At 71.4% G+C, this 15,254-nt stretch carries 9 protein-coding genes and 1 tRNA gene; all 10 read right to left on the minus strand.

From position 1 onward, the window contains the following. Positions 1–70: 70 nt before the first annotated feature. The 10 genes from ACYVOO_RS02640 to ACYVOO_RS02685 all read right to left on the minus strand — a co-directional run bounded on the left by ACYVOO_RS02640 (position 71) and on the right by ACYVOO_RS02685 (position 15,194). Positions 71–730 (minus strand): RloB family protein, encoded by a 660-nt coding sequence (locus ACYVOO_RS02640; RefSeq protein WP_461014027.1) that lies wholly within the window; start codon positions 728–730, stop codon positions 71–73. Continuing rightward, on the minus strand, positions 730–1,986 hold the full coding sequence (locus ACYVOO_RS02645) for an AAA family ATPase (RefSeq protein ID WP_461014028.1): 1,257 nt from the start codon (positions 1,984–1,986) through the stop codon (positions 730–732). Before ACYVOO_RS02645 ends, ACYVOO_RS02640 begins: the two co-directional genes overlap by 1 nt. A 407-nt stretch (positions 1,987–2,393) precedes the next feature. Beyond that, positions 2,394–2,467 (minus strand) — tRNA-Thr (locus ACYVOO_RS02650). 181 nt (positions 2,468–2,648) lie between these two features. Then, positions 2,649–4,283, minus strand: a complete 1,635-nt coding sequence (locus ACYVOO_RS02655; protein ID WP_461014029.1) for an alpha/beta hydrolase — start codon at positions 4,281–4,283, stop codon at positions 2,649–2,651. Between the two features lie 122 nt (positions 4,284–4,405). Further along, the gene (locus ACYVOO_RS02660; RefSeq protein WP_461014030.1) at positions 4,406–5,617 is read right to left on the minus strand and encodes a DNA polymerase III subunit delta'; all 1,212 of its coding nucleotides are present in this window, start codon (positions 5,615–5,617) and stop codon (positions 4,406–4,408) included. Between the two features lie 233 nt (positions 5,618–5,850). Further along, entirely contained in the window at positions 5,851–9,192 is a 3,342-nt protein-coding gene (tmk, locus tag ACYVOO_RS02665) for a dTMP kinase (RefSeq protein ID WP_461014031.1), read from the minus strand. A gap of 280 nt (positions 9,193–9,472) precedes the next feature. Beyond that, entirely contained in the window at positions 9,473–12,325 is a 2,853-nt protein-coding gene (gene topA, locus ACYVOO_RS02670) for a type I DNA topoisomerase (protein ID WP_461014032.1), read from the minus strand. A gap of 161 nt (positions 12,326–12,486) precedes the next feature. Beyond that, positions 12,487–12,684 carry a hypothetical protein gene (locus tag ACYVOO_RS02675; RefSeq protein ID WP_453346641.1) on the minus strand — a complete coding sequence of 66 codons (198 nt, stop codon included), beginning with the start codon at positions 12,682–12,684 and terminating at the stop codon, positions 12,487–12,489. Positions 12,685–12,779: 95 nt separating this feature from the next. Next, positions 12,780–14,282, minus strand: coding sequence for a DUF7059 domain-containing protein (locus tag ACYVOO_RS02680; protein ID WP_461014073.1), 1,503 nt, complete (start codon positions 14,280–14,282; stop codon positions 12,780–12,782). 345 nt (positions 14,283–14,627) lie between these two features. Further along, positions 14,628–15,194 (minus strand): small secreted protein, encoded by a 567-nt coding sequence (locus ACYVOO_RS02685; protein WP_461014033.1) that lies wholly within the window; start codon positions 15,192–15,194, stop codon positions 14,628–14,630. Between the last annotated feature and the right edge of the window lie 60 nt (positions 15,195–15,254).

Here is a 15,254-nt window from a genome sequence, read left to right on the forward strand (position 1 = left end):
ATCGACGTAGGCACCTTACGGCCGCTGCCAGGTGCAGCGGAAACCGTTCGCCCGAACCAGTCAGCTCACGTCAGTAGGACGTCACGCCCATCCCCTGTTCGACAAAGTCGAAGACGTCCGTGTACGGATCACGCAGCACCTTCGGCACATGCTCCTCGTGGCCGGCATTCATCTTCAGGGCACGCTGCTTCGCCTCCGCGTAACTGCCCTCAGGGATCTGTTCGGGCAGTACCGCTTTGAGGTTCGCCACACTGTTGGCGAACGGCAGTCGCGCCGCCGCCATGTCGCAGACGCCACCGAAGGTGCCGGTCACATGCTTGTGGTGCAGCAGCCGCCATACCTCGAAGCAAGGGTGGGAAAACGCGACCCGTACCCCCGCCTCGTCGGCCTGCTTCATGGCCGACTCGATGGAGTCGTGCTGGTCACGGTCGAACAGGCACCAGACCGCAGGCCAGAACTTCTTCTCCAGTTTGCTGCGCTTCGCGTTCCGGGTCTCCTCACACATCAGCCGCACCGCCGCCTCCACCAGCTTGACCGGCTTGCGCTGCGACCCCGGCGCCGAGGCGTTCGCGATGCGGACCTCCACACCGGTCACTCCGGCCCGGTCCCGGACGATCTTGATGTACTCGGGCTCGGTCACCTTGCCCTCGGTGAAGACATGTACGACCTTGCGGCGCCGCCCAGGCTTGTGCGCGGGGCCCAGCGAATCCTTCCCCTTCGTATGTGCCATCAGCTCCGCCCCCCCTCGTACTCCCGTTCCTGTGTCTCGGCTGCCAGCAGCCGCCGGGCGATCTGCCCCTCCAAGAGCGAGGGAACGGCACCGAAAGCGCCGGCCAGATAGGACTTCATGAGGTCCTCGTCCTCCCCCGGAGAGGCAGCGGTCAGCGGATACAGCTCCGTAGCACCGTCCTTGTCCTTCTCCGTCAGCCATACCTGTCCGGGCTCCAGCAGACGGCCACCGCTCGGGGTGGTCAGCATGGACGGGTCGTGCGAGGTGAAGACGAGTTGCGCACCCTTCGGATTGGCCTGCGGATCGTGAAAGAGCCGGATGACCTCCGCCGCGAACCGCGGGTGCAGGCTCGCGTCCAGCTCGTCGACGAGCAACACGGCGCCCTCGTCCAGCGCAAGCAGGAGCGGTCCGAGCAGCGCGAACCAGGAGCGGGTGCCGAACGACTCGTGCCGCCAGTCGAAGGCCACGTCCCCCGCGGCAGAGCGATGGATGAGCTTGACCGTCGCCCGTTCCTTGCCCTCCTGGGCGACCTCGGCGCCGGTGAGCCCGAGGTCGGCGATCCGCAACAGTTCATTGATGCGGCGCGCGCGCTTTCCTGACAGCTCTCTCGTGGTGAATGCCTCACGCTCCGCGCGCTCGTCCTCCGGGTTGATGAGCCACAGGTTGCGGCGGAACCAGTGAAAGAGCGGAGAGAGCTGGGGGTGATTGTCCGTGCCAGCCGTAGACAGCAGCAGAGCGTTGGGGCGGGTGCGCCGTTCCAGTTGAGACCGGTCCTTCACCCGGGCGCCCGGCCAGTCGTAGGCCTTGGGCCGCGAAGCATCCCGGTCCAGCCACACCTGCCGATGTCCACGGGGGTAGCTGTGCAGCCACTCTGCCTCGATGCGCTCCGAGCCGAGTTCGAAGCCGTAGGTCCAGCGCACACCGTCGAGCACGAGGTCCAGCTCGAAGAAGCTTGGCTCGTTGTCGCCTTTCGCGTCCAGCGCGAAGGGGGCGCGCACTGTGCCGTCGTACGACGCCCAGCGCGCGTACGAGTTCACTACCGCACTGCGCATATCCGTCAGAGCGGCCAGTACGTTCGACTTGCCCGATGCGTTGGCTCCGAAGACGCCGATCAGGGGGAACACTCTGACCGACTGGCCGCCGGCAAGTGTCAGTGGACGCGCCGCCGCACTGGGCTCTTCGCCGGATGCGACAAAGGACAGCTCGTGTTCGTCACGTAGCGACCGTACGTTCGCTACGCGGAGTCGCAGCAGCACATCATCCCCCTCTCCGCTTCGGGGTCAGAATAACTGCCCACCCTGCGTCCCGCTCGGCTGGATGGCGATGCCCGGCCCGGGGGAACGGGCAGATCGCCACCACTGATCAACATCTCTGACAAGGACACGGCGGAGCATAGAGCCACGGCCTCGGTTCCTCGCCCGTCTCGCTCCGTTGGTAGCAAATTGCAGCGTTTCTACAAGTCGGCCGGGGACGTTCGCTAGTTTCACCCAACCGCGCTCCGGAGCCTGCCCAGCCCTGGCCCCACACAAGCTCTGCGCTCATGCGCTCCCTTCGCGCACTCCGTGGATTCGGTGTCACGAGCAGGGGCGACACCCCCCAGCCCCTCCCTCTCCAGAGCATGAAAAAGCCCAGGTCACGGGCTATGTGACCTGGGCTTCGTCCGAGCCGCCTAAGGGAATCGAACCCTTGACCTACGCATTACGAGTGCGTCGCTCTGGCCGACTGAGCTAAGGCGGCAGCGCCGCGGGCGACCAGCGTGGCAGCCGCAGCGCTGATAAGTCTACACAGTTTCCAGGGGTGCTCCGAACGGGGTGCGGGAGCCGGTGGCAGGCCCCTCACCAGGGCCCCGCCAGGGCCGGGCCCCCCACCGCCCAGCCCCCGGTCACGCGCCGCTCGCCCCGCACCAGGGCTCAGCCCCTCACTCCCCCGCGCCGCACTTCGTGCCGTCCGACGGAGCCTTGCCCGTGAGGAGGTAGGTGTTGACCTTGTCGTCGACGCATTGGCCGCCGCGGAGGTAGGCGGTGTGGCCGTCGCCGTCGTAGGTGAGGAGGTGGGCCGGGGAGAGCTGGGCCGCGAGGCCCTGGGACCAGGCGTACGGGGTGGCCGGGTCGCGGGTCGTGCCGACGACCAGGATCGGGTCGGCGCCCTCGGCCGTGATGCGGTGGGGCTCACCGGTGGGCTGCTGCTTCCAGTAGCCGCAGTTCAGCGCCGCCCACGCGAAGCCCCGCCCGAAGACGGGAGACGCCTTCTCGAAGTCCGGCACGGCCTTCTCGACGTCCTCCGGGCCGGAGAAGGCCGCCGGGAGGTCGAGGCAGTTGACGGCCGGGTTGGCGAACATGATGTTGCCGTAGGAGCCGTCCGGGTCGCGCTCGTAGTACTCGTCGGCCAGGCCCAGCAGTTGCGCCCCGTCCCCCTTCACCGCCTGCTTGAGCGCGTCGCGCAGCCTGGGCCAGGAGCCCTCGTCGTACATCGCACGGATGACACCGGTCGTCGCCAGGGACTCGGTGAGCTTGCGGGACTCCCCCGTTCGAGCGGGTTTCGCGTCCAGCTTCTCGAAGAGGGCGCTCATCCGCTTGCTCGCGTCCTCGACGCTCCCGCTGCCCAGGGGACAGCCGGACTTCCGCACGCAGTCCTTCGCGAACGCCTGGAACGCCGTCTCGAAGCCCCCCGTCTGGTCGCGGTTGACCCGCAGCATCGACAGGGAGGGGTCCATGGCGCCGTCGAGGACCAGGCGGCCGGAGTTCTGCGGGTAGAGGCCGGCGTAGGTGGCGCCGAGGAACGTGCCGTACGAGGCCCCTACGTAGTGCAGCTTCTTGTCGCCCAGTACCCCGCGCAGGACGTCCATGTCGCGCGCGGCCTCGACGGTCGAGACGTGCCCGAGGATGTCGCCGGACTCCTTCTCGCAGCTCGCCGCGAAGTCCTTGTACGCCTTGACCAGCGCGTCCTTCTCCTTCTGGTCGTCCGGCGTCTGGTCGACCTGGGTGTAGCGGTCCATCCGCTTGTCGTCCAGGCACTTCACCGGCTCGCTGCGGGCGACGCCGCGCGGGTCCATGCCGACGATGTCGTAGCGGTCGCGCACCTGCGCCGGATAGCCGATTCCGGCGGCCTGCTGCACGTACTCGATGGCCGAGCCGCCGGGGCCGCCCGGGTTGACCATCAGCGAACCGGTCTTCTCGCCGCTTCCCGACGCCTTCTTACGGGCGACGGCCAGCTTGAGGTCCTTGCCGGAGTCGGGCTTGTCGTAGTCCAGCGGCGCCCTCATCGTGGCGCACTCGAAGCCCTGGACGCCGCAGCTCCGCCACGAGAGCTTCTGCTCGTAGTACGGCTTCAGCTCCTCGGGCACCGCGCGCGGCAGCGGTTCGAGCGGCTTGGCGCCCGCGTCGCCGATCGCCTCGCGGCCCTGGCCCTGGCCCTGGCTCTTGTCCGGGCTCGCGGACTTCTCACCCTGGTCCTCCGTGTCCGAGCCCCCCGACGAGCAGCCCGACACCAGCAGCGTGGCTGCCACGATCGCGGCACAGGAGGTGCGGAGGAGCAGACGACGCCTGGAGTCCATGAACCCATCCCTCGGTTTTCGGCACGTCAGGGGAGCGTATCCGGGCAGGCGCGGGACATGCGCGGCTCCCGGCCCGTACGAGTGAGCGGGCGCGGGCGGCGAAAAAGGCCAGGGGTACGGGCTCAGCCCGCGCGCAGTGCCATCGCCATCGACTCGACGGCCAGCAACGGCGCCACGTTGCGGTCCAGCGCGCGACGGCACTCCAGCACCGCTTCTATCCGGCGCAGCGTCTGCTCGGGGCGGGAGGCGGAGGCGAGGCGCGTCACGACGTCGCGGACCTCGGCGTTGGCGAGGGCGACGTCGGAGCCGAGCTGCTGGGCCAGCACGTCGCGGTAGAAGCTGGTGAGGTCCGTCAGCGCGAGGTCGAGCGAATCGCGCTGGGTGCGGGTGGCGCGGCGCTTCTGCTTGTCCTCCAGCTCCTTCATCGCCCCGGCCGTGCCGCGCGGCATCCGCTTGCCCTCGGCGCCGCCGAGCGCGGCGCGCAGCGCCTCGGTCTCCTTGGAGTCCAGTTCTTCGGCGACCTCCTTCGCGTCCTCGGCCGCCGCGTCGATCAGCTCCTGGGCGGCCTTCAGCGCGCCGCCCACGTCGTCCACGCGCGCGGGCAGCTTCAGCACGGCCTCCCTGCGCGTGCGCGCGCGGGGGTCCGTGGCGAGGCGGCGGGCGTGGCCGATGTGGCCCTGGGTGGCGCGGGCGGCGTACGCCGCCATGTCCGGCTCGATGCCGTCGCGCCGCATCAGCACGTCGGCGACGGCCTCCACCGGGGGCGTACGGAGGGAGAGGTGGCGGCAGCGGGAGCGGATCGTGGGCAGCACGTCCTCCGTCGAGGGCGCGCAGAGCAGCCAGACCGTGCGCGGAGCGGGCTCCTCCACGGCCTTGAGCAGGACGTTGCCCGCCCCCTCCGTGAGGCGGTCGGCATCCTCCAGGACGATGACCTGCCAGCGTCCGCCCGCCGGCGACATCTGCGCCCTGCGCACCAGATCCCGGGTCTCCTTGACGCCGATCGTGAGCAGATCGGTGCGGATGATCTCGACGTCGGCGTGGGTGCCCACCATCGTCGTGTGGCACGCCTCGCAGAACCCGCACCCCGGCTGCCCGCCCAGCGCGCGGTCCGGGCTCACGCACTGGAGGGCCGCGGCGAAGGCGCGGGCCGCGGCGGCGCGGCCGGAGCCGGGCGGTCCGGTGAAGAGCCAGGCATGGGTCATGGACGAGCCGGAGAGCACGGCCGAGCCCTTCCCCCGGGCCTCGGCCGTGACAAAGGCGTCGGCATCGCGGGCCGCGGCGCTCAACTGCTCCGTCACCCGCTCCTGGCCGACCACGTCGTCCCAGACCGCCATGTCCGCCAGCGCCCCCTTCTTCCCTCGTGATCTTCCCTCGTGCCCGTGCTCGCCGTGTCCTCGGCTTCTGTCACGCCGCCGTCCATTGTGGGGCACGGCACTGACAACCACGGACGCACCGGCTCTGACCTCGGCCCCGGCTCCGCCGACGGCAACGGCCCCGCCTCCCGAACGCCGACGGCGGCGGGCGCCGCGCCTTCGCGCCGCACCCGCCGCCGTCGGCGGAGAACCGGTCAGCGCCCCCGGCGCCGCTTCTTCCCGTTGTCCTCGTCGTAGTCCCCGTACTCGCGACCGCCGAGCAGTTCGTCGGCCAGCGTGGGCACGTCGTCGAGGGGGGTCTCCTCGGCCCAGTCGGGGCGCGGCCTCGTGGGGCGGCCCGTCTCGGGGTCGATCTGCGGCATCTCCCGGGTGCGGTCCTCGCCCTCGGGCCCGTCGTCCGGGCCGCCGGGGTTCACCTGGGGGAGCAGCGCCGTCTCGTCGTCCTCGGCCGCGGGCCGTCCCGGCTGTCCGGGCTGTCCGGCGTGCCCCGCCTGCGGGAGCAGCGCCGTACGCTCCGCGTCGGACTCCTCCGCGCCGTGGGAGCCTCCGTGGGCACCCTCCTTGGTCATCGAGTGCCGCACGCCAGAACCACCAGAACCAGCAGAACCACCAGAACCGCCCGAGCCGCCGTGCCCGGACGCCGCCTCCGGATCCACCCGCGGGATCTGCGCCGTGTCCGCGTCCGAACCGTCGGGGTCGCGTACGTCCCCCGGCAGCGGGTGCTCGGCCGTCCGCGACTGCTCCGCCGCGCGCGCCTGCTCCGCGCGCAGCAGCGCCTCCTCGGCCTTGCGCTGCTTGTCGAGACGGCGCTCCTCGGCCTCGGCCCGCAGCCGGGCCTCCTCCTCGGCCAGCCGCCGCTGCCGCTCGATCTCGTCCTTGCGCGCCTGCTCCTCGGCCTCGCGCCGACGGCGCTCCTCCTCGGCGATGCGCCGTGCCTCCTCGGCCCGCTGCCGGGCCTCCTCGGCGCGGCGCGCCTCTTCGCGCTCCTTCTCCAGCTCGGCCTCGCGCCGCTTGCGCTCTTCCTCCTCGGCGCGCAGCCGGGCCATCTGCGCCTGGCGCTCGCGCTCCAGGCGCTCTTCCTCCGCCTTGCGCGCGGCTTCTTCCTCGGCCTTCCTGCGCGCCTCCTCGATGGCGGCCTTACGGGCCTCCTCGCGGGCCTTGATCTCGGCCTCGGAGAGCGGAAGCACCTCGTCGAGCCGGTGGCGTACAACAGTGCTGACGGCCTCGGGCTCCTGGCCCGCGTCGACGACGAGATAGCGCGCGGGGTCGGCGGCTGCGAGGGTCAGGAAGCCGGACCGTACGCGCTCGTGGAACTCGGCGGGCTCGGACTCCAGCCGGTCGGGCGCCTCCGTGAACCGCTCGCGGGCCGTCTCGGGCGAGACGTCCAGCAGGACGGTGAGGTGCGGAACGAGCCCGTCCGTCGCCCAGCGCGAGATGCGGGCGATCTCCGTCGGCGACAGATCGCGGCCCGCGCCCTGGTAGGCGACGGACGAGTCGATGTAGCGGTCCGAGATGACGACGGCTCCGCGCTCCAGTGCGGGACGGACGACGGTGTCGACGTGTTCGGCGCGGTCCGCCGCGTACAGCAGGGCCTCGGAGCGGTGCGAGAGCCCCGCTGAGGAGACGTCGAGCAGGATCGAGCGCAGGCGCTTGCCGATCGGCGTCGAGCCGGGCTCCTTGGTGACGACGACCTCGTGCCCCTTGGCGCGGATCCACTCGGCGAGCACCTCGACCTGCGTGGACTTGCCCGCTCCGTCGCCGCCCTCCAGCGCGATGAAGAAGCCGCTGGCGGCCGGGGCCTGGCGCGGCTGGCCACCGCCGAACGCCTCGCGCAGGTCGCGCCGCAGCGGCACGCCCTGGCGGTCGTCGGCGCGGCCGAGCACGAGCGCGGCGACGGGCAGCAGCAGCGCGCCGACCAGCATCAGCGTGAAGGCGGCGCCGCCGTGGTCGATGACGAAGGCGCCCTGCTCGACGCGGTGCGGCCCGATCAGCGCGGCGAGCGCGGGCCCGGCCAGCGCGCAGACGGCGATGGCCAGGCGCACCACGGCCTGGAGGTGCTCGGTCGTACGGGCACGGCGGAAGTCCTCCGTCTCCTGGTCCAGCAGGGTGTGCCCGGTGTTGGCCGCGACGCCCGCCGAGAGGCCGGCCAGCACGGCGAGCAGCAGCACGCTCGTCGGGTCGGACACGATGCCCGCGGCGAGCAGTGCGACGCCCGTCAGCGCGATGGCCAGCGCGAGCAGGCGCCTGCGCGAGAGTCCTTCCAGCACGCGTGGCGCGAGCCGGATACCGGCGACCGTGCCGCCCGTCAGCGCGAGGACGAGCAGTCCGAAGCCGACCGGGCCGCCGCCGAGGTCGGCGGCGCGCAGCGGCGCGAGCGCGACGGCTGCGGCGACGGCGCCGCCGACGGCGGCCGACGCCAGCACGAGGAGCGGGATCGCGCCCGTGCGCCCCTTGTCGGTGCCGTCACCCTTACGGGGACGGCGCAGGCCCTCCAGGGGCGAGCGGGGACGCGGGGTCGCCGTGTCGGGGAACTGGAGGAAGTACACGATCGAGACCGCGGCGGCGAAGAGTCCGGCCGCGACGTAGGACGCGAGAGCCGCCTGGTGGGTGTGGAACCAGTCGATGCCCGCGCCGAACAGGTTGCTGATCAGCGTGACGAGGACCAGCCCGGCCGCGGCGACGGGCAGCGAGACGAAGCCCGTGCGCAGCCAGAGGCGGCGCAGCGCGTCCTGGTGGTCGGGCAGGGGCCGCACGGCCGCGCCCTCGGGCGGCGGCGAGGGCAGCAGCGCGGGCGCCGCGCTGTCCTTGGCGATGGTCCACAGGCGCTCGCCGACGCCGAGCACGAAGACGGTGACAAGGACGAGGACGAAGGCGTTGGCCGGGGTCCAGTCGATCCACATAGGGGCGACGATCAGCGCGAGGGCCCGCACGACGTCGACGCCGAACATGGTCCAGCGCCGGTCGAGCAGTCCCCTGACGGAGGCCGAGCCGGTGCCGCCGGTTCCGGGGGCCTTGCCGCCCTTGGCACTCTTGGCGCCCGTACCGCCCTTGGCGTCGACGCCGCCCTTCGCACCGTCGGCGCCCTTGCCGTCGCCCTCGCCCTTCTCCAGCGAGATCGTCGCGCCGCCCGTACCGTCCGTGGCCTTGGCACCGGCGCGCGGCGAGGCCGCCCTGCCGGTGCCCCGCGCGGGGGTGACCAGCGCGGAGAGGGGGCCGAGGAGCACGGCGCCGAACAGCAACGTGGCCAGCAGCCGCACGGCGAACACGGAGGTGACGACCAGCGCCAGCCCCCGATAACCGCCGCCGAAGAGGGGACTGCCGCCCGTTGCCTGCACCGTCGCCGCCTGGAGGGCAAGCAGCAACAGCACCAGCAGTGCCAGCGCATCGCCGATCCCGCCGGTCAACTGCGCGCTCCACAGCCGTCGTAGCGGCGGATAGCGCAGCAGCGCCCCTACGGCGCTGTCGCGGGACTGTGCGGCGAGTGCGTCGTCGGGGGGTGGGGGGTTCACGCCCGTTGGCTGCTCTGCACGCGTCATCCCGCCAGCGTATAGCGAGCGGGGGACCCCTTGTGCCGCCGCCCGAACAAATGGGCGGGCGAGGTGAGGCTTGTGGGGAGGAAGTGTTCTCCCTCGCCCCATCCGAACCTTCCGACCCTTTGGGCCGGAGTACACCCGACTCCGCCCGGAGCGCGCGAGCCCCGGCGCACACCCCCCGGAGCGCCCCCGCCCCACCCCGAAGGGGGCAGGAACGCGAGGGGCCTGTCCTTGCTCTTGGCGGGCCTTGCTCTTGGCGGGCCTTGCTGCTCAGCCGCCGCCGCTACTTGGCCGTCGTCGACTTCTTCGCGGTGGAAGCCGCCGTCTTCTTGGCCGGAGCCTTCTTCGCCGTCGTCTTCTTGGCGGCCGTTTTCTTGGCCGTGGAAGCCGAGGTCTTCTTGGCGGTCGTTTTCTTGGCCGTCGTCTTCTTGGCGGCCGACTTCTTCGCCGCCGTCTTCTTCGCGGGGGCCTTCGCCCGCTTCTCCGCGAGCAGCTCGAAGCCCCGCTCAGGGGTGATCGTCTCGACGTCGTCGTCCCGGCGGAGCGTCGCGTTGGTCTCGCCGTCGGTGACGTACGGGCCGAAGCGGCCGTCCTTCACGACCACCGGCTTCTCGGTCTGCGGGTCCGTGCCCAGCTCCTTGAGCGGGGGCTTGGCCGCGGCCCTGCCGCGCTGCTTGGGCTTGGAGTAGATCTCCAGGGCCTCCGGCAGCGTGATCGTGAAGATCTGGTCCTCGCTCTCCAGGGAGCGCGAGTCCGTGCCCTTCTTCATGTACGGGCCGTAGCGCCCGTTCTGCGCGGTGATCTCCTCGCCCGACTCCGGGTCGGTCCCCACGACGCGCGGCAGCGACAGCAGCTTGAGCGCCTGCTCCAGCGTCACCGTGTCGAGCGACATGGAGCGCAGCAGCGAGGCCGTGCGCGGCTTGACCGCGTTCTTGCCGCTCTTCGGGGTGCCCTCGGGCAGGACCTCGGTGACGTACGGGCCGTAGCGCCCGTCCCGCGCCACGATCGGGCGGCCCGAATCAGGATCGGTGCCCAGCTCGAAGTCGCCGCTGGGCTTGGCCAGCAGTTCCTTGGCGAGATCGACGGTCAGCTCGTCCGGAGGCAGGTCGTCCGGCACGTCGGCGCGCGGTCCGGTCTCCCCCTCCGTCTCGGCGGGGCCCTCCACGTAGGGGCCGTAGCGCCCGACGCGCAGGACGATGCCCTCGCCCACGGGGAAGGAGGAGATGCCCTTGGCGTCGATGGCGCCCAGGTCCGAGACGAGTTCCTTGAGGCCGCCGAGGTGGTCGCCGTCACCGTTGCCCGAGTCGGCGGCGGAGCCGTCGGCCGCGCCGCCGCCCTCGCCGAAGTAGAACCGGCGCAGCCACGGCACCGCCTCCGCGTTGCCCGTGGCGATGCGGTCGAGGTCGTCCTCCATCTTGGCGGTGAAGTCGTAGTCGACGAGGCGCCCGAAGTGCTTCTCCAGGAGGCCGACCACGGCGAAGGAGAGGAACGAGGGGACGAGCGCGGTGCCCTTCTTGAACACGTAGCGCCGGTCGAGGATGGTGCTGATGATCGACGCGTACGTGGAGGGGCGCCCGATCTCGCGCTCTTCCAGTTCCTTGACGAGCGTGGCCTCGGTGTACCGGGCGGGCGGCTTGGTGGCGTGGCCGTCGACGGAGATCTCCTCGGCCGTGAGCGCGTCGCCCTCGCTGACCTGCGGCAGGCGGCGCTCGCGGTCGTCCAGCTCGGCGTTCGGGTCGTCGGAGCCCTCGACGTACGCCTTCAGGAAGCCGTGGAAGGTGATGATCTTGCCCGTCGCGCTGAACTCGGCGTCCCGGCCGTCCGCCGAGCGCCCGCCGACCTTCACAGTCACGGACTGGCCGACGGCGTCCTTCATCTGGGAGGCGACGGTCCGCTTCCAGATCAGCTCGTACAGCCGGAACTGGTCGCCCGTCAGGCCCGTCTCGGCCGGGGTGCGGAAGCGGTCGCCGGAGGGGCGGATCGCCTCGTGCGCCTCCTGCGCGTTCTTGACCTTGCCCGCGTACGTGCGCGGCTTGTCCGGCAGGTAATCGGCGCCGTAGAGCTGCGTGACCTGGGCACGCGCGGCCGAGACCGCGGTGTCGGAGAGGGTCGTGGAGTCCGTACGCATGTAGGTGATGAAGCCGTTCTCGTACAGCTTCTGCGCCACCTGCATCGTCGACTTCGCGCCGAATCCCAGCTTCCGGCTCGCCTCCTGCTGGAGCGTCGTCGTACGGAAGGGCGCGTACGGGGAGCGGCGGTACGGCTTCGACTCGACGGAGCGCACCGAGAACCGCGTGTCCTCGAGGGCCGCTGCCAGCGCGCGGGCGTTGGCCTCGTCCAGGTGGAGGACCTGGTCCGGGCTCTTGAGCTGCCCGTCGGAGCCGAAATCGCGGCCCTGTGCGACGCGCTTGCCGTCGACGGAGGTGAGCCTGGCGCCGAACGTGCCCGGGTCCGAGGCGTCCCCCGCCCGCCCCGTCGCGAAGGTGCCCGTCAGGTCCCAGTACTCGGCGGAGCGGAACGCCATGCGCTCGCGCTCCCGCTCGACGACCAGCCGCGTCGCGACCGACTGGACACGCCCCGCCGAGAGCCGGGGCATGACCTTCTTCCACAGGACCGGCGAGACCTCGTAGCCGTAGAGGCGGTCGAGGATGCGGCGGGTCTCCTGGGCGTCGACGAGGCGCTGGTTCAGATCGCGGGGGTTGCTGACCGCGTCGCGGATGGCGTCCTTGGTGATCTCGTGGAAAACCATCCGGCGGACCGGAACCTTCGGCTTGAGGACCTCGCGCAGATGCCAGGCGATGGCCTCGCCCTCGCGGTCCTCATCCGTGGCGAGGTACAGCTCGTCCGACTCGGCGAGCAGCTCCTTCAGCTTCTTGACCTGGTCCTTCTTGTCGCTGTTGACGACGTACAGCGGCTCGAAGTCATGATCCACATTGACGCCGAGGCGCGCCCAGGACTCGCCCTTGTACTTGGCGGGGACCTCCGCCGCGCCGTTCGGAAGGTCGCGGATGTGCCCGACGCTGGCCTCGACCACGTAGCCAGGACCGAGATAGCCCTTGATCGTCTTAGCCTTGGCAGGCGACTCGACGATCACGAGTCGGCGCCCGCCGTTTGCGGTCTCGCTGGTCGGGGACAACTTCTGCTCTTCTCTCCGGTTGGCAGTTGGCGTACGGCATCGGTGTCGCTGCGGAGTGTGACGGTACCTCCCGCCTCCATGTCAAACGGGAAAAGTCCGCAACGCCACTCGAACGGTAACCCGACAACCATCCATCCTGCCGCCCGATGCTCACCGGACCCTCACCCCGAGAGCAGCACCCAGACGCCGGTGATGAGCGAAATCACGCCGAAAAGTCCGGTGAGCGCTGCCGCGGCGGCCGGGTGGTCGGCCTCGGCCACCGGCTGGCGCGACAGCACGCGCACCGAGGTCCACAGCAGCAGTCCGGCCCCGAACACGGCGAGGGCGGCTCCGGCGAAGACAGCGGGTCCACTTTCCATGGCGGGCACCCTTTCACCGGGAGCGGTCCCCTGTACGAACGCCAGGTGAACGCCGCACGGACTGCGCCCGGGAGCCGCGCCGGAGCGCGACGCCGCTACGCCCCGTCGGCCACCGCGTCCCCTGCGCTCTCCCCACTGCCCTCGACAGGAAGCAGGAAGCCCTGCTCCACCAGGAGGCGGATGGCCTCCGGCGTGCGGTCGCGCAGCACCACCGGGTCCTCGTCCACAAGCTGTGCGATGGCGTCCAGAATCCGGTCGGCCGGCAGTGAGCCGTCACACACCCCGGCGAACCCGGCGCCGACCGTGTCCACCTTCGTGGCGCGCCGCATCCCGCGGTTCTGGCGCAGCACGACGTGTTCGGGGTCCTCGGCCCCCGGCAGCCCGACCTGCTCCTGCACCACCTCGTCGGCGAGCACGAAGCGGTACTTGAGCAGGGCGGCGTCGTCCACGGAGCGCAGGAAGTCCTGGCGCGTGAAGTGCGACCTGATCTCCTCGCCGAGCGGCTGCTCGACCGGGTGCGGCCACTCCTCGGCGACGACGGAGGGGCTCTCGGCGCCCGACTTGCGCAGGGTGATCCAGCCGAAGCCCACCGCCTTGGTACCGCGGCGCTCGAACTCGTCCAGCCACGCGTCGTAGCGCGCCGCGTACTCGGCCGGATCTGTGCGGTGGTCCCCCGCGTCCCTGAGCCACAGCTCCGCGTACTGGGTGACGTCCTGCACCTCGCGCTGCACGATCCACGCGTCGCAGCCCGCCGGTACCCAGGACGTCACGCGCTCGCGCCAGTCCTCGTCGCCCCTGTGCTCCCAGTTGGCGAGAAGCTGGCAGTAGCCGTCGGCCGCCAGGTGGGCGGCCGAGCGCTCGACGAGCGTGCGGCACAGATCGTCGCCGCTCATGCCGCCGTCCCGGTAGGTGAGCCGGGCCCCGGGCGAGATGACGAAGGGCGGGTTGGACACGATCAGGTCATACGGCTCCTCGTCGGCGACGGGGTCGAACAGCGACCCCTCGCGCAGTTCCGCCGCCTGCGCCCCGGACAGCGCGAGGGAGAGCGCCGCGCACTCCAGGGCACGCGGGTTCACGTCGGTCGCGGTGACCCGCGTCGCGTGCTGGGCGGCGTGCAGCGCCTGGATGCCGGACCCGGTACCGAGGTCGAGGGCGCGTGCGACAGGGGTGCGGACGGTGATCCCGGCGAGCGTCGTGGAGGCTCCGCCGATGCCGAGCACGATGTCCTCGGCACGCTGCCCGATCCCGGACGCGCCGCCGACGGCGCAGCCGAGGTCGGCGACGATCCACCAGTCCTGGCCCTCGGGGCCGCCGTACGGGCGGACGTCGACGCTGGCCCGTACGTTCCCCGCCGGGGCCCGCAGCAGCCAGCCGTCCTCCAGCGCGTCCTCGACGGGCAGCGCGACGCGGGCGCGTTCGTGGGGCACGGGCTGCTGGAGCAGGAAGAGCCGCACCAGGGACTCCAGCGGCCCTTCGCCGCGCGTGGCGCGCAGCGCGGGGACGGTCTCGCTGCGCGCGAGGGCCGCGTAGGCGGGCGCGCCGAGCAGTTCCAGCAGTCCGTCGGCGGTGAACCCGGCGGCCAGCAGCGACTCGCGCAGGCGCGCGGTGCGCCCGGGGTCGTCGACGCGCGGGAGCCGCCCGCTTCCGGTCCCGTTCCGGGGCCGGCTCTGGTCCTGGCTGTGGCCTGGGGCCTGGGCCTGGCCCTGGCTGCGGCTCTGACGGGCGTCCTGGCTCGGGTTCTGACTGGTACTCACGCGGCCATTGTGTCCGAGGCGTGGCCCGCGCGGGTGCGGGGGCGCGCAGGCGTCGCGGGCCGGTGCGGTACGGGGTGGTGCGGTGCGGACCAGGGCGTGACGGGAGGGGCGGGTGGGTCGTGACGGGAGGGGGGCGGACGGGGGGCGGGGGCCCGGGGGGGCCCGGGCCGCCACGGGGGCCGTCCGGCCCTACGAGCTCTGGGACGCGTTGGGCGAGGGCTTCTTGCAGCCCTTCTGGTTGGCCATCGCCTTGCCCAGGTCACCGGACTGGAGCTTGCTGAGCGCCTCGTCGCCGCTCTTGCCCAGCGAGTCGAGCTTGGTGGCGATGCCCTTGAGTCCCTCGGCGAACTTCGCCTGGTCCTTGGTGTCGAGCCCGTCGACGGTCGTCTTCAGGCCCTTGTACTTCTTCGAGATGCTCCTCAGTTCCTTGACCGCGTCCTTCTGGGTCTTCTCGCCGTCGTCGACGGGCGGGGCGCCCGCGTCGTCGACCGCGTCGGCGAGGGACCCGTAGGCGTCGGAGATCTGCTGGAAGGCAGCCGCGTCGGTCTTCTGGACCTCCTCGGACGACTTCTTCTGCTGGGAGGCGTCGTCGATGGAGGCATTGGCCTTCTGGATCTTGCTGACCTGTGGCTGCACCTGGTCGCAGACCTTCTTGGCCCACTCGTCCGTCTTCTTGTCGCTGTCGTCGCTGCAACCGGACAGCGCGAGTACGAGTGCCGCACAGCCGGAGAGTGCAGCCGCAAGCTTCTTGTTCACCGGATCGGTCCCTTCCGTGGCTGTTCGGCCCGGAACATACACGCCAGGAGGGCACCAACG

This window comes from Streptomyces daliensis (assembly GCF_054782395.1).